Origin of the sequence: Gramella sp. MAR_2010_147 (assembly GCF_900105135.1) — a bacterium.
Classification (GTDB): Bacteria; Bacteroidota; Bacteroidia; order Flavobacteriales; family Flavobacteriaceae; genus Christiangramia.
This window is the reverse complement of the sequence record NZ_LT629741.1, coordinates 2953412-2972555: the sequence shown is the minus strand read 5'-3', so window position 1 is coordinate 2972555 and position 19144 is coordinate 2953412. Positions and strand designations below refer to the sequence as shown.

The following is a 19144-nucleotide window of genomic DNA, read 5'->3' as shown; positions in this document are numbered from 1 at the left end:
AATATTATAAGGGAGTTATTGAAAATGGGTAAAATACCCAATATGAAAGATTTTTGAGGAGTCTTACAGGTAAAAGTTGAATTTGAAGTCCGATAAGTTTTTTTTAAAGGCATTAATTAATTATTCTGTTAGGAAATTCGATTTTTGGAACAAAAGGTCTAATCGTATCCTTTTTTACACATTCATCATTATAATTAAAGTGTAGTTCTATTTGCTGGTAATCATCCAAAAATTTAACTGTAACGATCCAGCAAAATTGTTCTCTTCCATTGATCCATTTTGGTTCTTGCTCCAAATCCATTTTAATTCCTATCACTCGAAGTTTTCTTTTGTTTGCGCTAATTTGAACAAAGAAAGGATCTAAACTTATAATCTGATTATCTACCCTCATTAGAATGAAATTTCATTTTCCGGTGAATCCCATGGAGTCCCAATTAAACTCGCAGACCGGCTTGGACGAGGGTTCGGGACCTGCATAGCTCCACTCTATAGCCTCGAATTATCAATGATTACGGTTTTTTTTGGTTTTAAGGATGGTTTTTCCGTTCTCTGTCAGCAGACCTATTGTAAAAAGTATACTTATATTTCTGTTATCTTCGAAATAAAAAATGCGTCGCTATTTTCTTCAGATTCTCATTTTAGTTTTGCTTACCGGATGCGGAGTTTCAAAACATAAGAATATTCTTTACCTAAAGAAAGCTGAAAAATCTGAGCAGCCAGGTTTAAATATTTTTTCTCCAAAGAATAAAAATAGTCTGGTGAAGTCTCCAGTTCTTATTTTTGTACACGGCGGAAATTGGGATAGCGGGAAAAAAGAGATGTATAGCTTCTTTGGTAAAAACTTTGCTAAAAAGGGAATCACCACGGTGGTGGTTGGATACACTCTTAGTCCGCAAGCTGACTATAAAGAGATGACTTCCCAGATCGCCAGTGCTATTCAATGGACAAAAAATAACATTGAACATTATAATGGGGATCCAAATAAGCTCTTTTTAACAGGCCACTCTGCTGGAGGCCATTTAATCTCACTGGCAGTAATGAATCCTGAATACAATATTGATACTAATGATATTTCAGGAATTATATTGAATGATGCTGCGGGACTGGATATGCATCATTATCTTCAACAAAACCCGCCCAGTACTACAAATAACTATCTTACTACCTGGACCAACAATCCCGAAAACTGGAAAAAAGCCTCCCCTGTTTTTTATCTAGATGAAAACACTCCCCCATTTTTAATCTATCTGGGTAAAAAAACCTATCCCTCTATAATCACTGCAAACAAAAGATTTTTGAAGGCGCTTCAGCAATATCAGCCTAAAGTAGCACCGGTACTGATAAATAAGAAACACATCCCTATGATGACTCAGTATATCTGGCCCTGGAGCAACCGATATAAGGAGATCATCAATTTTATGGAAGCGAATTCAAAATAAAGCTTCTGAGATAGATCTTAATATTACTATTTCCTATACAAGATTTCTTTAATTTTTCAGGAACTATAGTTTCTTATTTTTTAAAAGCAGCTTTCCAGGCTTTTTTCAGCAAATTCACCACTGGCAGAACCATGGCTCCAACCACCAGTCCTACCAAAAATTCTCCAAGTATACTAGGCAGGCTGTGAATTAAATCATGTATAAAATGAATATTATGAACAAAGATTCCGCCGGAAACCAGCATTAAAGCAATGGTGCCTATCAAAGAAAGGCTTTTAATAACCCATGGAAGTGCTCTCACTAAAAATTTCCCGACTTTATCTGAGAAACTATCATCCTGTTCGTTCAAATTGATAAGTTTAGCACCAAACTCATCCATTCGTACAATCAGGGCCACAATGCCATAAACTCCAACCGTTGCAATAAGGGCTATTATGGTAACTACAATAATCTGCGTAGAAATCGGTTCGCTGGTTACAGCACCCAGGGCAATGATCACAATTTCTACAGACAAAATAAAATCTGTAATAATTGCCGACTTAATTTTTTCTTCTTCCCTTGCTAAAATTTCTTCCTCAGAAAGTTCTTCCAGTACTGGTTTTTCTGAAGGATGAGCATGCGGAAATATATATTCATAGATTTTCTCTGCTCCTTCATATGCGAGGTAAAGCCCGCCAAGAATTAAAATGACAGTGATCGCTGTAGGAAGAAAAGCACTCAGCAAAAATGCAATTGGTAAAATTATTGCCTTATTTAGTAAGGAACCTTTGGTTATAGCCCAAAGCACAGGTAGTTCCCTGGAAGAGATAAATCCAGAAGCCTTCTCAGCATTTACAGCCAGATCGTCCCCAAGAAGACCAGCCGTTTTTTTTCCGGCGACTTTTGTCATTACCGAAACATCGTCCATAAGCGCTGCTATATCATCTAGTAATGCAAAAAATCCTGAAGCCATAAGTTTGATCTAAATTTAAAAGGAAAGCAAGTTCTATTTTTTTCTGAAAATGAGAAAGGTAATTTATGATCTATTTTGAAAACAACGATCATTTTAAAAATTCTTATTCAAGTGGGACTATTTAAATTGTGCCTGGACTCTAATCCTATTGCTTCCTCTTTATAAATTGCGTGTTTTGGAATTGGTATTCTTACACCTTCCCTGTCTAGTTCTTTCTTAACAGCTTCCAGTTGCTCCCAATAGGCAGGCCAGTATTCTACAGATTCTACCCAGCACCTGGCCTTAATTTTCATTTGATAATCCCCTATTTCATCTAACCATACATCAACAGGCAGATGCCTGGCAAGTTTGGGATGCTTGTTCATTCCGTTTATGATTATTTGGCGGATTTTATCAATATCTTCATCAAAAGCAAATTTGAGATTAAGATCTATACGGCGATATTTTTCCATCGTGCGATTATCCACATCACTATTTGAAACATTTCCATTAGGCATAGTAATCATCCTTCCGTCGAACGTCTTAATTCGGGTATATAATATATCAATCTTTTCTACAAAACCCAGGTTATCATTTACGTGAATGAGATCTCCCGCCTTAAATGGCTTAAAAACAAGTATAAGAACTCCTCCAGCAAAATTGGATAAACTACCTTGTAATGCAAGTCCTATGGCGATACCCGCAGCTCCAAATACTGCTATAAAAGATGTGGTTTTAATAACCAGAATAGATCCCATGATAAAGAACAACAAACCATAGAGTAAAAAAATACTAAGGCTTTCTACAAAGGTTTTTAAGGAAAGTTCGGTCTTAGACTTTCTTAAAGCACCCCTTAACAAGCTCATGAGAAGCTTAATTGCAAATATTCCAATTATAAATGTGACTAAGGCATAAATAAGTTCCGGCCCTATCTCCAGTAAAAATTCTAAAAGTTGTGATTTTAATTCTATCCAAAAGTCTTTATCCATAGGTTATTAAGGTTCCAATTGAGTTTTAAGATATAAAGATGCGACACTTAAACAATAATATCAGTCTAAAGTCCTATAAATTAAAGCTTTTAAGACTTGTTACAGGAAATAAAACAATTTGAAACATTTCCTGAAAAGAAATTTTCTCTTCTTAAAACACATCATTAATTACTGTATTTCAGTAATTTAGGTTTTGAATTTAATTATAGAGTATGAAAGTATCTAACTATCTTCTATTAATCTGTCTACTATTCACGGCATGTAAAATTTCTGACCTGGGTAAAAATAAAGAAACAAATGAGCGTATTCTTGAGGAAGCAAAAACCTATAAAAACTTTAGAGGTTATGAACCTGTAGACCCGGTTGAATTTGAAGATAAAATTCTTATTGCAAATGATCAAAATTCAATCATTTTAAAAGATATGAAACTTTTAAACCGGGAAGAAATTCTCGGTTTCTTAAACAATGAAACGGTATTAGTATCTATTGGTCAGCTTAACCGGGATGGTGCTATTAGTTATCTGCCTATTACATTATCTCAAAAGAATACCAGTTATAAGATAACCATGGATTATATGAAATATGCCACCCTCGCTCAGGTTTCCAACAACCAGTTTATTGGATCTAAAAGAGTGGGTGTAGGTTTAAGGCTGATTTCATTGATCACTACTGCTGAAACCGGAATAAATATCGGTGACCTGTACGCCATTGGTCTGGCGGCAAAAGAGGGCAAGTTAAGTGGCACGATGATTATTGAAGTGATAGGAATAAAATCTAAAGAAGTAACCACGCTTATCCCACTGCCTTCAGAAATTAATCAGACGACCATTCAAAATGCCATGCAGGCACTGGCCACTATTAAATCTAAAATCTATGATGAAGAAACCAGGCTTTATCCTCAGGTTATGGCTATTAAGAAATATAAAAATGAGGAAATTCAAATCGTAAAAACTAACGGCGACACTGTTTTCAATATTGAAAATGCTATAGAAGACCATAGTATTCAATTGCAATTTGGAAATATTAAATTCAGTTCAGAAGAAAAACAGGAAGAAGCATCTCTTTTGCTGGTCGAGGCTTTGAGAAGCATTATTAATAAAAATATAGAAACGTCCATCAAGAGTTTGCAGGAATACGAGCAGGCTTTTCCTCTCTATTCTGTTGATATCGTTCTCGATAAACTGGAAGAATCGCGCACAGATCTTCAGGATAAAAATTCTCCTGAATGGAAAAAAGTGTATCAACTTATCCTGGATAATTATGCGGAAAGGCTTCCTTCGTCAGTGATTCAAAAGCTGGAAAATTCTTAAAATCGTTTCAGATTAAATCTTCATCTTTAAAATTTGAAAATCGCCTTTCTTTATCTACTATGAAAAAAACGATCCTCTTTATCTTTCTGCTGTTCATTTTCTATAATAACCAGACGTTTTCCCAGCAATCTGAACTTAATATTTTATATGTAGGGAATAGTCTAACCTATACCAACAATCTTCCCAAACTGGTAAAAAAAGCTGCCAGGAGAAAAGGGATGAATGTTAAGTCTGAAATGATAGCCCATCCCAATTATGCATTGATGGATCACTGGAACGATGGAAAAGTCCAGAAACTGATATCAACAAAAAAGTTTGACCTGGTAATTTTGCAACAGGGACCATCTTCACAAGCATTCGGAAGACAAATCCTACTGGAATACGGAGAGAAATTCAAAGATCTATGCCAGAAGAATAGTACCAGGATCGGCTATTTTATGGTCTGGCCGGCTAGGGATCATTATCAAACCTTTGATGGGGTGATCGCCAATTATCGCAAGGCTGCTCAAATCCATAATGCAATTCTTTTCGCCGTAGGTGAAGTCTGGAAATTCCATTTTGACGATACTGGAAATTATGATTATTACGGCCCTGATAAATTTCATCCTTCAGAGAAAGGAAGTAAGGCAGCCGCTGAAGTTATAGCTGAAGAATTGTTAAAAATGAAAGTTAGTTTCAATTAAAAAACTCCCTGATGTTGATCAATTTCAGGGAGCCTTTAGTTTTATTACTGATATTCTTAGTATTTAAGCCGGGATCATTTTCGCCTTTTCTTCCCTATCCCAATTTCTATGCATTCCTATTGCTTTAATAAAATCGGCAGGCTTTTTATTAATACAAACTGCTGCATCATCTTTAAAGTCTTTACCAAAAGTCTCATCAAATAATTCTTCGCCTTCAGCATCTACCGCAATGGCTTTACAATGTTTTAAAGCTTCATTAATAAATTTCTTTGCCTTGGCTATCTCTTGGAGAGCTTTTACACTTTTAGAACCTCCGGGGATATAAATTGCATCAAAAGCAACGCTTTCTGTTGTCATCAGTGCAGCATCAACCTTATGCATATCACCTTCAGAACATTCTACTTTTCCGCCATGAGTTGCTACCAGGTTTACCACGGCATTCTTCTTTTCCAGCGCTTTTTTCATGTTACCTACATTTTCAGCATCAAACCCATCTCCTACTAAAAATGCAATTTTTCTAGTTGCGATACTTTCGGCCATTAAATGTGTCTGACTTAATGCTTCAGATTTATCTATATAATCCTTTCTTTCTGTTGGTTCGTTCTTTTTCCCGTCATCATCTGCGCCTATAGCCTGGTTCACCGGTTTTTCAATGTTAGAAGGAACTTTCATCCCTAAATTATCGGCTACCTTATTGGCCAGATCTTTATCAATTTTATTGATGAGCCATAGCATACGCTCTTTAATATGATCCTGAGTACATTTTCCAAGCTCGAAAGAATAGGCTTCTGCTACGTGATTTTTCTCCCAGTCTTTTAAACTTCGGTAAAAGATTCCGGGTTGTGAAAAATGATCACTAAAACTCTCACTTCGCGCCCTTACTTTATTGGCATCAATTCTTTCTTCATAACTGGTAAACCCACCTTCTGCCATTTTTGCCAGATGCGGACATCCTCCGCTCATAGAATTTGGAAAGTAAGCAGTGTTTCCTTTATTCACTGTCATACGCATATGTCCGTCACGCTGATTATTATGCGTGGGATTTACAGGACGGTTAATCGGAATTTCATGGAAATTAGGACTACCCAATCTTGAGAGCTGTGTATCTGTATAGGAGAATAGTCTTCCCTGTAATAAAGGATCATTGCTAAAATCTATCCCTGGAACTATATGTCCTGGATGGAAAGCAACCTGCTCGGTTTCTGCAAAGAAATTATCAGGATTTCGGTTAAGGGTCATTTTTCCTATTCTTTGAACAGGCACTATTTCTTCCGGAATTAATTTTGTGGGATCCAGGAGATCAAAATCAAATTTGTGTTCATCCTCTTCCGGAACTACCTGAATTCCCAACTCCCACTCTGGAAATTGTCCTGAATCTATAGCATCCCATAGATCTCTACGATGAAAATCTGCATCGGCGCCGTGCAATTTCACTGCTTCATCCCAGGTAACAGAGTTTACTCCTAGCAATGGCTTCCAGTGAAACTTTACAAAATGGGATTTCCCTTCTTTATTAATAAGTCTGAATGTGTGGATTCCAAAACCTTCCATCATTCTTAAACTCCTGGGAATCGCACGATCACTCATTACCCAGATATGGTTATGCAATGTTTCAGGCGTGCGAGAAACAAAATCATAAAAAGTATCATGGGCTGAAGCGGCCTGCGGAATTTCCCGATGTGGTTCAGGCTTTACCGAATGGATCAAATCTGGAAACTTCATCGCGTCCTGAATAAAGAAAATAGGCATATTGTTACCTACCAGATCAAAAATTCCTTCTTCCGTATAAAATTTTACTGCAAATCCTCTTACATCCCGAGCCATATCTGCAGAGCCTTTGGAACCAGCAACGGTTGAAAATCTCGTAAAAACAGGAGTTTTTCTATTCGTATCCGTAAAAATACCTGCTTTCGTATATTTTTCCTGGCTTTCATATAACTCAAAAAAACCATGGGCGGCACTTCCCCTGGCATGTACAATTCTTTCCGGAATTCTTTCATGGTCAAAATGGGTGATTTTTTCCCTTAAAATAAAATCTTCTAATAAGGTTGCTCCGCGTTCACCGGCCTTTAAAGAATTATTGGTATCGTTTACTTTTACTCCCTGGTTGGTGGTCATTGTTTTCCCCTCGTGGTCAGATATGTTCTGCTGCATATCTTTTTTCTTTGCATTACCTTTATCTTCCTTCATTTTTTGAATTTTTTAGTCTCTTAAAGTTATCAATCTGAATTAATTCCCTACCTGAAGTACTAGTTAAAGATTCATCAAACTTTTCTTAATTTTAAGAAATACACCTTTATTAGGATACTTTCCAATCGTTTGGATAATTTCCAATTTAGCAGTAATTTTCACCCATGAAAGATGTCAAGTTCGCCATTACGGATATTGAAACCACAGGTAACGGGATAAAAGGGAACAGGATTACTGAGATTTGCATTATTGTAGTTCAGAATGGGAAGGTGATAAATGAATATTCCTCCCTGGTAAATCCAAGTCAGGCCATCCCCCTATATATTGAAACTTTAACCGGTATCAATGATGAAATGGTCCTCCATGCTCCATCTTTTTCCGAAATAGCACATGAAATTGAGAAGATCACGAAAGACTGCATATTTGTGGCGCATAATGTGAATTTTGACTATAATATTGTGCGTGCTGAATTTACCAGCCTTGGTAAGGAATACAAACGGAAAAGACTATGCACGGTAAGACTCACCAGAAAACTGATCCCCGGACTGTTTTCTTATAGTTTGGGAAATATTTGTACTTCGATAAACATTCCGCATATAGATCGGCACAGGGCAAAAGGTGATTGCAACGCCACGGTAACGCTTTTCCAAAGGTGTCTTTCTTTAGATCCCGAGTTTGAAGTTATCAATCAGTTACTGAACCAAAAGACGGCAGCTTCTTACCTGCCACCTAATTTTAAAAGTTCAGATTTCGAAAAACTTCCTGCCGCTACCGGTGTTTATTTTTTTAAAGATAAAGATGGAAGGCCTCTTTATATAGGAAAAGCAAAAAATATTAAGACACGTATAAAATCCCATTTTCAGGAAAAATCGAATAGAAAATATAAACTGATGCAGGAAACTTACAGCATCGACTATGAACTTACGGGCAGCGAACTGCTTGCCTTACTAAGGGAATCTGAATTGATTTTGAAGTATTTTCCGAAGTTTAATAAAGCTCAAAAGAAAATATCCCGCCCTTATACGCTTACCTCCTATCACAATCAAAAAGGAATTGAGCAATTCGCATTGCATAAGAATAAGATCGCCCCAGTGAGCTGGATGAAATTCTATACACGGGATGAAGCAATAAAGTTCATGGAGTTCATTTGCGAAGAATTCAATTTATGCCCAAAATATTGCGGTCTACAGGCAAGTGCAAAAGTTTGTGATCATTATAAAATTAATTCCTGTGGCGGAGTCTGCCAGAATGAGATAAGCATTGAGAAATATAATAAGCGAGTAGAAAAGGCCATTGATTATATTGGAAAATATGATGATTCCTGCCTTCTTCTGGAAAAAGGTCGTACAAAAGAAGAAAAATCATTCATTTATTTAAATAAAGGTAAATATGCAGGTTATGGATATATTGGCCCTTCAGATGATTTTAATCATCCGGAAGAATTTAAAAATTTCCTGACACCGGCAAAAAATTCCAGTTATGCTGATAGAATAGTAAGCCGGTATTTAAAAGTAAATAGAAGTTTTACTAAAATTAGCCTGAGCGATGATGATAGGTCAGTTGATTTAATAGAACACGCTGGTTCTGTTGGGTCCAGACCATTTAGAAATTCGGCTAATCGCCGGGCTGGCGGTTACGAAAACCTTCAGATTACGAGAAAAATAGGTCTCTTTAGTGTTCACTGATCCTAGTTTCAGCGTTACCGGTATCTTTAAACTGGTGTTTTTTGAAGTGGCCTTCATAAATATATTTGCTACCCCTATAAAATCATCCTTTCTATCTAAGGCGGTAGCAACAGAAATTATATAGCTTTCGTCCCAATTGGAGATAATTATTGGAGGGTCTATTTGTTCGCGAATATCATAAACAAAAAGATGAAGACAATATTCCATGTCATATTCAATATCCAGTTGATGAAATTGAATTTCTACAAATACCTCGATCGCGGTATCCTGATTCCCTATATGAATTTCTTTTGGAAGACCTCGCACCTCCACTTTTAGAATTTTAGCCATTGATATTAAAATTAAAAAGATATATAGAACAACTCTACTTCCTACACCCTTCTGTTCACACTATAGCCAAAGATCACAGGTAATATCATTTGGCTTGATAGAGATCAATGTTCACTAAGATTAACGTTTGATAATTCTGGACTTATCAGTTAGGCCTTTCACATTAATTTCCGGGTTTCCATATACATAGATCTTACTCTTACCCTCGGCATCAATTTCGATTTGTTTAGAAGCATCTACATGAATATCAGACCTGTTTTTGCTATTCAAAATCGCTGTTTGGCTTTTTAATTTCTTCGCATTTAAATTAGAAGAATCTTTTAAATTATATTCCGCATGATTAGAAGAGCCATCCAGTTTTAAATCTGCAGAATTTTCCAGATTTACCTTTAAATTTGGTGTATGAAACTTCGCTTTAAGGTCTGACCTGTTCTTCATATTTATAAGGATATTGCCCGCGTCTGAATCTATTTTCCCCCCTGAATTATCAGAGAAATATGCTTCTAAATTTTGCTGAACGTCCAGATCTAATTCAATTTTCGCAGAATTGTTTAAAACTATAGAAAGCTTTTCGGCTTTAAATTTAGAACTGTTCTTCACTATAGCCTGATCATTTAGAATAAGACTGTTTAAATGCTGAATATTGAGGTTTAAATAAAGTTTTTTACTGCCGGTGATCTTGCTTTTTGTTGAAACTCTCAAAGTTTCATCTCTCACTTCTATTTCAATTTCCTCCAGTAAGTTCTGGTCTGCAGTTAAAACATAAGAATTTCTATTAGCGCTTTGTAACTCTACCGTAATATTGTCAGAAATTTCGAGCTTGTTAAAGCTTTCTTTAATCTCTCCAGAGGTGCTAACTACCTGTTTATCGCCTTTAATCTTATCCTTTCTCTGAGCTTTAATCTGAAAAGGAATCATTAAAATAATCAGAATTAATAGTAGGGTTTTCATAATTATCGAATTAAAACTCCGGGAGGATAAGCCTATTCAATTTAATCTATATAATATTGATAAACAACAATTTACAATCATTATTTAGAATTCGAAATAAGTTGAAAAATTCTTTCCAGTTATGTGTTCAAAAATGTCCAGGCTTCGCCAGGCTGGTATTTATATATCCGTTTTAAAATAATTTATATTTGAAAAGATTCAATTTCAACAAATGCACCCAGAAAACATTCATAAGGATTCTTACAATTTCGATGCTCTAACAGTATCCAATCCTGAATTATCAAAATTTGTTTTTATCAATAAATATGGAACTCCAACCATCAATTTTGCCAATTCAGAGGCCGTACTACAATTAAATAAAGCATTGCTAAAGCATCACTATGAAGTTGAAAACTGGAGTATTCCCAAGAACTATTTATGCCCGCCTATTCCCGGACGAGCAGATTATATTCATTATCTGCACGATCTGCTTTCAGAAGAAAATATTGAAGGGCCCATCAAGGGGATTGATATTGGTGTGGGAGCAAATACCATTTATCCAATCTTAGCACATACCATTTATGGCTGGAAAATGCTAGGTACCGATATTGAAGAAAATTCTGTTGCAATTGCAAGATCCAATGTTCAGGCTAATAAAAACTTAATTGATCATATCGAAATAAGACATCAAAAAGATCGAGGCAGTATTTTTAAGGGAGTTGTTAAGGATGCTGAATTTTATCATTTAAGTATATGTAATCCACCTTTTCATTCTTCAGAAAAAGAGGCTAAAAAGGCTGCTGGCAGAAAAATTAAGAATCTAAACTTAGATTCTTCAGATTTAAATTTTGGCGGACAGGCAAACGAGTTATGGTGCAATGGTGGTGAAGCACTATTTATAAAAAGAATGATAAAAGAAAGTATTTTATTCAAAAATCAGGTTGGCTGGTTCACCTGTCTGGTTTCGAAAAAAGAGAATCTACCTAAAATACACAAGCAGCTTAAAAAATTGAACGCTGATTTCAGAACTATTGCAATGAACCAGGGAAATAAGAAAAGTAGATTTATAGCCTGGAAATTTGAATAAACTCCTGATTAGTTGAGTTATAACTCAAAACCTGAAAATCTATATCTTAGCAAAAACAGGAACCTCATGCTCTCAACCATTGAACATACCATTACGGCAATTGTATGCCTTATTACCGCGATCGTAATTCAACGTATTTTTGTAAGGGAACGCTCAGGTGATGCTGCGGAAGATTCAATTAAAGGGATCAAATGGTTCGGCCTTGCGATCTTCACCTGGGGTTTTGGAGCTATTCTTAACCTACTCTTTATTGAAGTTTTTAACTGGTCAGTTACTCATAAAATGGTTATCTACACTGGTGTGATGATCTCTCTGGCAAATTCACTATTTATTCTATTGTCACTTCCCTCTATAGAGCATTCTAAAAAACGCAGTTTTATCGTAAAACTGGTAAAGCGATTTGGGACCAGGGAATTTATTGGACTGTATAGTGGTGTCATGGGAATGATTTCTTTTGTTTTTATTACAGCTTCTTATAATAATGAGGGAAGCAGCAATAATTTCATCTGGTTAATAGACATCCCGATTTCAATTTTTGTAGCGCTATCCCTTCTCTATGAATTGAACAGCGCATTCTCTTCAAGAAAAATGAAATTTATGTTGCTACCGACATTTGCCCTTTTTGTGTTAATATTATTCGCCGTAAGCCACAGAATAATCCCACAGGATAGAGCTTTAGAAATTATAGATCAGCAATTCTGGGCAATGGTTGGAAGTATTACCGCTATCTCTTTCAAGTTCCTTTTTATCCTATTATTTTCAATCCTTTTATATAGCTGGAAATTTCTTTCTGAAAAAGAGCATCACGAATCACTTGCCAAAGAATTGAACTTGGAAAATTCTAAACTAAAATTAAGATTAGGCCGGCTGGAACTTTCAAATGAAAGCCATCTTGATACCATAAGTTCAATGAAAAAAGAACTTTCAGCATTTAAAAAAAATCAAAAAGTAAACTTTTCTGACCGACAGAAAGAGGTTCTGGGCAATCTCGCCTATTTTGGAGTTGACAAATCTTATGCTGAAATAGCAAGTACCATGAATATTAGTCTGGAAGGTTTTCAAACCCATATTTATCAAATTAAAAAACTCCTTAATATTAGTGGTAGTGGTGGAAAAGAACAATTGATCACTTTCGCCTTAGAGAATAATTTCAGTTCCTTTGCCACGCCACATGATAATAAATAAGCACATGCTTAAGCCTTCCTTTTAAAATAAAACAGCACTACTTAAGCTTTAAATCAGTGATTTTTTAGATCAACTTGTCTTAAAATTTTCAAGTATGTCTATAGTCTTAATAAATGCATCTCAAAATTTAGATGAGATGATTAATGAAAAGTTTAAGAATGCTACCAGCTGGTTTATAGATGGGATTTTCGCTGAAATTCCGTTAACTCAGAATGTTGGAATTCCCTGGGTTTTGATTGTTCTTATTCTGGGAGCTCTCTATTTCACCCTTTATTTCAGGTTTGTAAATATTACAGAATTTTTTACAGCCATAAAGGTAGTCCGCGGAAATTTCGAACATCTCGAAAACCCAAATCCAGGTGAGGAAATTGTAGAAATAAAAGAAGACAAATCTGGTCCAGTTAAGGTGGTAGAAGGAGAGGGAGAAGTTTCCCATTTTCAGGCATTAACGGCAGCAATCTCCGCAACAGTTGGTCTCGGTAATATTGCCGGTGTTGCCATTGCACTGGGAATTGGTGGCCCCGGAGCAACTTTCTGGATGATATTGATAGGACTTTTAGGGATGTCATCAAAATTTGTGGAATGTACTCTCGGCGTCAAATACCGTGAAGTAAATGCTGAAGGAACCATTTTTGGAGGCCCTATGTATTACCTTAAAAAAGGTTTAAAAGAAAAAGGATTTCAAAAACTCGGAAGATTTCTGGCTATTATTTTCGCCATAATGTGCATTGGTGGAAGTTTTGGTGGCGGAAATATGTTTCAGGTCAACCAGGCATTTAAACTTTTTGAACATGTAACCGGAGGTACTGAAAGTATCTTTCACGAGAGAGGGTGGATTTTTGGCCTCATCATGGCTATTATGGTAGGCACTGTTATTATTGGCGGAATTCGCAAAATCGCCAGGGTCACAGATAAGATCGTGCCTTTCATGGTAATCACCTATATCCTCGCGGTGATCGTTATTCTTGGAATAAACTATCAAGAAATACCAGATGCTTTTCAGTCTATCTGGAATGGAGCATTTAATCCGCAAGGTATTATTGGCGGATTTGTAGGTGTTTTGATACAGGGATTCAAACGAGCTGCTTTTAGTAATGAAGCCGGAATTGGAAGTGCTTCAATTGCTCATAGTGCGGTAAGAACAAAATATCCGGCGAGTGAAGGTCTTGTAGCCTTGCTTGAACCTTTTATAGATACAGTGATCGTTTGTACAATGACGGCGCTGGTACTTATTATCACGAATGTTATTACTCCAAATATGGCTTTAAACGATGAAGAAGGAGTATTATTAACTGCTCAGGCACTGGAAAGCGGAATCTCATGGTTTCCTTATTTATTATCATTTGCAGTGATCCTTTTTGCATTCTCCAGCATGATCTCATGGTCCTATTACGGTTATCAGGCCTGGAGTTATCTCTTCGGAAGAGGAAAAAAAACAGAGTATGCCTATAAAATTTTATTCTGTATTTTCACAATTATTGGTGCCGCTGCAACATTGGGCGCGGTAACAGATTTTAGTGATGCCATGATCTTTGCCATGCTAATTCCAAATATGATAGGATTATTTATATTAAGCCCGAAGGTGGCAGAAGAGTTAAAACGTTACCGAAAATTAATAGCATCGAAAATATGAATAGCGTCAATATTTTATAGGTAAGCGTCATTCACTAAACCAAATCTTAAGTATTTTCAAAATGGTTCAATTTTTTAAGGAGATAGGCATTGGCAAGTCTATCTCCTTTTTTGTCTGTATCATTAAATACTCAAAAACAAATTTTTAAAGTATCTTGGTGTAAATGTTATGGTGCCATTGCCAGATGGAATCGTAAATAATGTTTTATGAATATAATAGATATTAACACAGAGGGTATTAAATTATCTTTTTTAAACGTCACGATTTTTTACTTAAATTTTACTGGCTCTAATAGTTCAGGACATTTTCTGGCAGTAATAATGTAATAGAAATGAGTAAATCTGATATCTTTAATATTGTCCATAAACGCCTCGAAAATGATCTTCCTCATTATCTCACCTATCATGATGCCGATCATACAAAGAGTGTTATTGAAAGATCTATATTCCTTGCTGAAAAAGAAAGATTAATTGAATCAGATATTGAACTGATAAAAGTAGCTGCTTTATATCATGATGCCGGCTTTATGCTTGGTCGTGAAAATCATGAAGAAAAAAGTTGCAAGCTTGCCACCAAAGAGCTTCCCGATTTTAATTTTTCAAAAGAACAGATCAAAACTATTTGTGGGATGATTAACGCAACGAGAATCCCCCAGAAAACCCATAATATCTATGAAGATATTGTGGCTGATGCAGATCTATTCTACCTGGGAACTCATACCTATGAGTATTATTCAAACAAATTATTTCAGGAATTAAGACATTTCCAACCAAAAATAACCGAAAAAGACTGGCTCAAGATCCAGCTCGATTTCCTGCAATCACATAAATTTCATACAAAGTATGGGATTGAAATTTTAGCACCAGTAAAAAAAACGCATTTAATGAAATTAGTAAAAAAGTGGACTAAACTGGTAGAATAATCAAATCTAAGAACTCAAAAAATTAGCGATTTTCCCCTGGTAGGATAATTAAAAAAATAAGTATAACTTTGGCTTTCAAAGTTTTGGTTATCGAGTAAGTATATAGCATAGGTGATATTTCAACCTTATTCTTTAACTAACCAACTAAAAAAAGGGATGACGAAAGTTGTCCCTTTTTATGTTATAAAACATTGTTATTTAGTTTTTTGGATGCACATATATCAGAATTATTTTCGTTATTGAATATTTAAAAATACCTGCATCCAAACAACTATGATAGATTTAGCTCTAATCGATTATACCTGATTTTTTCCTTTTTTGCACTAACTACTTGGCGTGGAATTTTATGTCTCAAAAAATCAGGTAAAAGTTGATCTGAATATTTTTTTTCTTAAAAACAATGCCATAGTGGCTACCACTTTTATAACAGACACTCCTAATTTAGTGGCAGACAACGTTAGAAACAACGGATTTTCAGGCAACTGGGTTTGGTGGGCTTTCCTCCTAACTGGTCTAATTACAGTATTTATATAAGCCGAGCTTTGGAGAAAATCTAATGTTTATACAAGTATTTAATTCTATGAATTAAAGTATGGCGAATACCTGAAAGCATCGATCTTAACAATAGTGATAATAATTTTATCGCTGATACTTCGAAAGTTCTGGTTCAGGATAAAGACAGACGTATTTTAATAAAAAATGCTCCGATTACGGAGCATTTTCAATATAGGCTTGTTTTGTATTTTTAGAAATAACAACCACCTTTTCTTCTACCGGGGTTGGCTGCACTATCAAATATTTTAAAACTAATACTTAAAAGTATTTGGTTTAATCTGGAATCATCAAAATCTGCTGTGTTTATACCATATCCATCCTGACCTCCATTTACAATATTAATGATATAAGGTTCTTTTGTAGCTAAAGTACGATCATAACGTAAATCCAGTTCAAATCTTCCAAAAGCAGCTTTGATACCTGCCTGAGCAGCTAAAGGACTATTCTGAGCCACAACCGGCTGATCTGCTTCATTTCCTTCTAGACTAACTTCAATAATTTTTTGATATGCAGGTCCTGCATATATATCAACAGGTCCCCAAACATTATAACCAAGTAGCAATGGGACACTTACTTTATCCAGTGAATAAGTAGATGGCTGGGTGGGAAATCCAAACTCAACTTCCATAGCGCTGTAGATTACCTCTGGACGGATCAAAAACTTATTAAATCTAACTTCAAAAAAACCGCCGCCATGATACTTAAATTGAGAGTCAGCCTCCACAGTCCCACTAAAATCTGTGCCGCCTCCAGGTCTACCTGTAATTTGACCACCCATAATATAACTAGGTCCACCTTTTAATCCGAAGCTAAATTCCTGAGCATTAGATGCTGAAAAGCAAAACAGAGCGATAACAAGTGTATAAAGTGCTTTATTCATAATCATAGTATAATTCACGGAGATTCGGGGTTAAATATATCAATTTAATAGACTAATCAAATAGTTGAACCTATGTTTTTAACGTAAAAAAAAATGATTCCGTATACCGAAATAAAAAAAGCACCAATAACTGGTGCTTTTAAAATCTATAAAAACTCGAAATTAATCGGTAGTTTTATCCCCTTCCCATTCTGAAAAGCCTCCTTTAAGATTATATGTTTCAGCAAATCCCATTTGATCTAAGAGTGTACACGCCTGTGAACTTCGCTTACCAGAACGACAATAAATATAATAATGTTTTGATTTATCTAATTTTTCTACTTCATCAATAAATCCCTGTCCTTTATAAATATCTATAATTTTTGCTTCAGGAATATATCCTTCTTCTACTTCTTCGTCTGTACGTACATCAAGAATGACAGAATCATTATCATTTTTTTGTTGCTCCTGCCATTCTTCCTGACTTAATTCTTTCATGGTCTAAAGTTTTATTATTGATTTTGTAAATATAACCTCATTTTTTTTTTTGAAGGCTTCACGAGAAACTGAGTGATAATTTTAACAGAACATTAAATAAATCTATCAAACATTGAATTATATTTGTACATACAAATGTTGTTTATACAAATGAAAATTGAAGAATTACTAAAAACAAAAGATACGATGTCGCCATCTAAAAAGCTGGCGTTAAATTTAATTGTCACCGCTAATCATATAAGTGATAAGGTACAATTTGCCATCAAACCTTTTGGGATTAGCTCTCAACAATTTAATGTTCTTAGAATTTTACGAGGACAAAAAAATAAACCCGCAAATCTTTCTACGATTCAGGACAGAATGGTCAGCAAAATGAGTAATACCACAAGACTGGTAGACAAATTGGTTGAGAAAGGTTTAAGCGAAAGAATTGTTTGTCCTTCAAATCGTAGAAAAATTGAAATACGAATTACGGCAAAAGGACTTCAATTATTAAAGGAGTTAGATCCTATTATTGAAAATGTGGAAAATAGCTTTTCAGAAAATTTAAATGAAAAAGAAATAGAATTACTAAACACTAAATTAAATGAGCTTAGAAGTTAATACAAAAAATACTTACAACGAAGATCTAAACTGGCGGTATGCCACCAAGAAATTCGATTCAGAAAAAGAGATTAACGAGGAAGATCTAAATACTTTATTAGAAAGTATTCAATTATCTGCCTCTTCTTACGGATTACAACCTTACGAAGTAATAGTAGTAAAAGATAAAGAGACAAGAGAAAAATTAAAATCTGTTGCATGGAATCAGACTCAGATAACAGATGCCTCCTACTTATTGGTTTTTGCAAATCTTACACATGTAAATGAAGCTTATGTAAATACCTATCTAGACAACATTGCTGAAACCAGGAATATGAGCAGGGAAGATCTTCAAGGTATGGAAGATATGATCAAAAACACCACCCTAAAACTGCCTGCAGATGCTCAAAATACATGGGCCGCTAAACAAGCATATATCGCCTTAGGAAATTTATTATCTGCTGCTGCAAACCTAAAAATCGATACGTGCCCTATGGAAGGATTTGATGCTGAAAAATTCGATGAAATTCTCGGATTAAAAGACAGAAACCTAACAACAGCAGTGATTGCACCAATTGGATATAGAAGTGATGAAGATCAATACCAACATCTGGCCAAAGTAAGAAAATCAAAATCAGATTTAATAGATATTATTTAATAACAAAAATTGAAAATTATGAAAAATAGAATTTTAAAAGGCGGTGTTGCCGCAGTAATCGTATTAGCCACATTTGCTTTTACAAATACGAAAAAAGAGGTAAAAGTAGAATCAAGTACCATAACCTGGACTGGAGAAAAAGTTACCGGGTCTCATAATGGAACAATCGAACTTGAAAGCGGACACCTTATGATGGAAGACGAAAAGATCGTTGGAGGTGAATTTGTAATGGATATGACTTCAATCACCGTTACAGATCTATCTGGTGAAAATAAAGGAAAGTTAGAGGGCCATTTAAAATCTGAAGATTTCTTCGGGGTTGATAATCATCCAACTGCAAAACTTGTTATTACCAGTGCAGCTTCTAAAGGCGATGGAAAGTACGGCATTGTAGGTGATCTTACCATAAAAGACGAAACTCACCCAATCACTTTTGATTTGGAAATGAGTGGAGATTCAGCTATGACCCATCTAACGATCGACAGATCAAAATATAACGTAAGATACGGTTCTGGAAGTTTCTTTGATAATCTTGGAGACAAGACTATTTATGACAATTTTGAGCTTGATATCAATCTGAAATTCTAAGAATATTTTCCCGGAATTCATCCTTAGGGATTTTATTTAAAAAAATATTTGTTTAGAAAAATTTCATCTCTATCTTTGAGGTCATGTTTA

General features: G+C 35.2%; 19 protein-coding genes. 11 read left to right on the top strand and 8 right to left on the bottom strand.

Annotation, left to right across the window (positions count from 1 at the left end):
• Window positions 1-112 precede the first annotated feature (112 nt).
• The gene (locus BLT95_RS13465) at window positions 113-391 is read right to left on the bottom strand and encodes a hypothetical protein (protein WP_089666665.1); all 279 of its coding nucleotides are present in this window, start codon (window positions 389-391) and stop codon (window positions 113-115) included.
• A 217-nt stretch (window positions 392-608) separates the two neighbouring features.
• Here BLT95_RS13465 and BLT95_RS13460 point away from each other — a divergent pair, with 217 nt between their 5' ends.
• Window positions 609-1439 (top strand): alpha/beta hydrolase, encoded by an 831-nt coding sequence (locus BLT95_RS13460; RefSeq protein ID WP_089666664.1) that lies wholly within the window; start codon window positions 609-611, stop codon window positions 1437-1439.
• Between the two features lie 73 nt (window positions 1440-1512).
• On the opposite strand, the gene BLT95_RS13455 is transcribed toward BLT95_RS13460, so the two are convergent.
• Window positions 1513-2391 carry a DUF808 domain-containing protein gene (locus BLT95_RS13455; protein WP_089666663.1) on the bottom strand — a complete coding sequence of 293 codons (879 nt, stop codon included), beginning with the start codon at window positions 2389-2391 and terminating at the stop codon, window positions 1513-1515.
• A 107-nt stretch (window positions 2392-2498) separates the two neighbouring features.
• Window positions 2499-3359, bottom strand: coding sequence for a mechanosensitive ion channel domain-containing protein (locus BLT95_RS13450; RefSeq protein WP_089666662.1), 861 nt, complete (start codon window positions 3357-3359; stop codon window positions 2499-2501).
• Between the two features lie 212 nt (window positions 3360-3571).
• Here BLT95_RS13450 and BLT95_RS13445 point away from each other — a divergent pair, with 212 nt between their 5' ends.
• Window positions 3572-4669, top strand: a complete 1098-nt coding sequence (locus BLT95_RS13445; protein WP_089666661.1) for a hypothetical protein — start codon at window positions 3572-3574, stop codon at window positions 4667-4669.
• Between the two features lie 59 nt (window positions 4670-4728).
• Window positions 4729-5352 (top strand): SGNH/GDSL hydrolase family protein, encoded by a 624-nt coding sequence (locus BLT95_RS13440; RefSeq protein ID WP_089666660.1) that lies wholly within the window; start codon window positions 4729-4731, stop codon window positions 5350-5352.
• 63 nt (window positions 5353-5415) lie between these two features.
• Here BLT95_RS13440 and BLT95_RS13435 read toward each other — a convergent pair whose 3' ends face one another.
• Window positions 5416-7542, bottom strand: coding sequence for a catalase (locus BLT95_RS13435; protein WP_089666659.1), 2127 nt, complete (start codon window positions 7540-7542; stop codon window positions 5416-5418).
• Between the two features lie 164 nt (window positions 7543-7706).
• On the opposite strand from BLT95_RS13435, the gene BLT95_RS13430 reads away from it, so the two are divergent.
• A complete protein-coding gene (locus BLT95_RS13430; protein WP_089666658.1) occupies window positions 7707-9227 on the top strand; it encodes an exonuclease domain-containing protein in 1521 nt (506 codons plus the stop codon).
• On the opposite strand, the gene BLT95_RS14350 is transcribed toward BLT95_RS13430, so the two are convergent.
• The gene (locus tag BLT95_RS14350; RefSeq protein WP_157718065.1) at window positions 9108-9557 is read right to left on the bottom strand and encodes a hypothetical protein; all 450 of its coding nucleotides are present in this window, start codon (window positions 9555-9557) and stop codon (window positions 9108-9110) included. The two genes, BLT95_RS13430 and BLT95_RS14350, sit on opposite strands and share 120 nt — an antisense overlap.
• A gap of 120 nt (window positions 9558-9677) precedes the next feature.
• On the bottom strand, window positions 9678-10508 hold the full coding sequence (locus BLT95_RS13425) for a DUF2807 domain-containing protein (RefSeq protein ID WP_089666657.1): 831 nt from the start codon (window positions 10506-10508) through the stop codon (window positions 9678-9680).
• 211 nt (window positions 10509-10719) lie between these two features.
• Here BLT95_RS13425 and rlmF point away from each other — a divergent pair, with 211 nt between their 5' ends.
• The 4 genes from rlmF to BLT95_RS13405 all read left to right on the top strand — a co-directional run bounded on the left by rlmF (window position 10720) and on the right by BLT95_RS13405 (window position 15314).
• Window positions 10720-11574, top strand: a complete 855-nt coding sequence (gene rlmF / locus BLT95_RS13420) for a 23S rRNA (adenine(1618)-N(6))-methyltransferase RlmF (RefSeq protein WP_089666656.1) — start codon at window positions 10720-10722, stop codon at window positions 11572-11574.
• A 66-nt stretch (window positions 11575-11640) separates the two neighbouring features.
• Window positions 11641-12759, top strand: coding sequence for a hypothetical protein (locus BLT95_RS13415; protein ID WP_089666928.1), 1119 nt, complete (start codon window positions 11641-11643; stop codon window positions 12757-12759).
• A 94-nt stretch (window positions 12760-12853) separates the two neighbouring features.
• Window positions 12854-14392 (top strand): alanine/glycine:cation symporter family protein, encoded by a 1539-nt coding sequence (locus BLT95_RS13410; RefSeq protein WP_089666655.1) that lies wholly within the window; start codon window positions 12854-12856, stop codon window positions 14390-14392.
• A 331-nt stretch (window positions 14393-14723) separates the two neighbouring features.
• Window positions 14724-15314 (top strand): HD domain-containing protein, encoded by a 591-nt coding sequence (locus tag BLT95_RS13405; protein WP_089666654.1) that lies wholly within the window; start codon window positions 14724-14726, stop codon window positions 15312-15314.
• A gap of 745 nt (window positions 15315-16059) precedes the next feature.
• On the opposite strand, the gene BLT95_RS13395 is transcribed toward BLT95_RS13405, so the two are convergent.
• Both BLT95_RS13395 and BLT95_RS13390 read right to left on the bottom strand, forming a co-directional pair.
• Entirely contained in the window at window positions 16060-16749 is a 690-nt protein-coding gene (locus BLT95_RS13395) for an outer membrane beta-barrel protein (RefSeq protein WP_157718064.1), read from the bottom strand.
• Window positions 16750-16911: 162 nt separating this feature from the next.
• A complete protein-coding gene (locus BLT95_RS13390; RefSeq protein ID WP_089666652.1) occupies window positions 16912-17226 on the bottom strand; it encodes a rhodanese-like domain-containing protein in 315 nt (104 codons plus the stop codon).
• A gap of 150 nt (window positions 17227-17376) precedes the next feature.
• Here BLT95_RS13390 and BLT95_RS13385 point away from each other — a divergent pair, with 150 nt between their 5' ends.
• Genes BLT95_RS13385 through BLT95_RS13375 form a run of 3 tightly spaced genes read left to right on the top strand, consistent with a single transcriptional unit; the run spans window position 17377 to window position 19054 of the window.
• On the top strand, window positions 17377-17829 hold the full coding sequence (locus BLT95_RS13385; RefSeq protein WP_089666651.1) for a MarR family transcriptional regulator: 453 nt from the start codon (window positions 17377-17379) through the stop codon (window positions 17827-17829).
• Window positions 17813-18466 (top strand): NAD(P)H-dependent oxidoreductase, encoded by a 654-nt coding sequence (locus tag BLT95_RS13380; RefSeq protein WP_089666650.1) that lies wholly within the window; start codon window positions 17813-17815, stop codon window positions 18464-18466. Before BLT95_RS13385 ends, BLT95_RS13380 begins: the two co-directional genes overlap by 17 nt.
• 18 nt (window positions 18467-18484) lie before the next feature.
• Window positions 18485-19054 carry a YceI family protein gene (locus BLT95_RS13375; protein WP_089666649.1) on the top strand — a complete coding sequence of 190 codons (570 nt, stop codon included), beginning with the start codon at window positions 18485-18487 and terminating at the stop codon, window positions 19052-19054.
• Window positions 19055-19144 lie beyond the last annotated feature (90 nt).

Excerpts from the sequence above, each read along its gene's own strand:
- BLT95_RS13415 (WP_089666928.1), top strand. The coding sequence starts at position 11,641 with ATGCTCTCAACCATTGAACATACCATTACGGCAATTGTATGCCTTATT.
- BLT95_RS13395 (WP_157718064.1), bottom strand. The coding sequence starts at position 16,749 with ATGAATAAAGCACTTTATACACTTGTTATCGCTCTGTTTTGCTTTTCA.
- BLT95_RS13410 (WP_089666655.1), top strand. The coding sequence starts at position 12,854 with ATGTCTATAGTCTTAATAAATGCATCTCAAAATTTAGATGAGATGATT.
- BLT95_RS13440 (WP_089666660.1), top strand. The coding sequence starts at position 4,729 with ATGAAAAAAACGATCCTCTTTATCTTTCTGCTGTTCATTTTCTATAAT.
- BLT95_RS13465 (WP_089666665.1), bottom strand. The coding sequence starts at position 391 with ATGAGGGTAGATAATCAGATTATAAGTTTAGATCCTTTCTTTGTTCAA.
- BLT95_RS13405 (WP_089666654.1), top strand. The coding sequence starts at position 14,724 with ATGAGTAAATCTGATATCTTTAATATTGTCCATAAACGCCTCGAAAAT.
- BLT95_RS13445 (WP_089666661.1), top strand. The coding sequence starts at position 3,572 with ATGAAAGTATCTAACTATCTTCTATTAATCTGTCTACTATTCACGGCA.
- BLT95_RS13425 (WP_089666657.1), bottom strand. The coding sequence starts at position 10,508 with ATGAAAACCCTACTATTAATTCTGATTATTTTAATGATTCCTTTTCAG.
- BLT95_RS13390 (WP_089666652.1), bottom strand. The coding sequence starts at position 17,226 with ATGAAAGAATTAAGTCAGGAAGAATGGCAGGAGCAACAAAAAAATGAT.
- BLT95_RS13460 (WP_089666664.1), top strand. The coding sequence starts at position 609 with ATGCGTCGCTATTTTCTTCAGATTCTCATTTTAGTTTTGCTTACCGGA.
- BLT95_RS13385 (WP_089666651.1), top strand. The coding sequence starts at position 17,377 with ATGAAAATTGAAGAATTACTAAAAACAAAAGATACGATGTCGCCATCT.
- BLT95_RS14350 (WP_157718065.1), bottom strand. The coding sequence starts at position 9,557 with ATGGCTAAAATTCTAAAAGTGGAGGTGCGAGGTCTTCCAAAAGAAATT.
- BLT95_RS13430 (WP_089666658.1), top strand. The coding sequence starts at position 7,707 with ATGAAAGATGTCAAGTTCGCCATTACGGATATTGAAACCACAGGTAAC.
- BLT95_RS13375 (WP_089666649.1), top strand. The coding sequence starts at position 18,485 with ATGAAAAATAGAATTTTAAAAGGCGGTGTTGCCGCAGTAATCGTATTA.
- rlmF (WP_089666656.1), top strand. The coding sequence starts at position 10,720 with ATGCACCCAGAAAACATTCATAAGGATTCTTACAATTTCGATGCTCTA.
- BLT95_RS13380 (WP_089666650.1), top strand. The coding sequence starts at position 17,813 with ATGAGCTTAGAAGTTAATACAAAAAATACTTACAACGAAGATCTAAAC.
- BLT95_RS13455 (WP_089666663.1), bottom strand. The coding sequence starts at position 2,391 with ATGGCTTCAGGATTTTTTGCATTACTAGATGATATAGCAGCGCTTATG.
- BLT95_RS13450 (WP_089666662.1), bottom strand. The coding sequence starts at position 3,359 with ATGGATAAAGACTTTTGGATAGAATTAAAATCACAACTTTTAGAATTT.
- BLT95_RS13435 (WP_089666659.1), bottom strand. The coding sequence starts at position 7,542 with ATGAAGGAAGATAAAGGTAATGCAAAGAAAAAAGATATGCAGCAGAAC.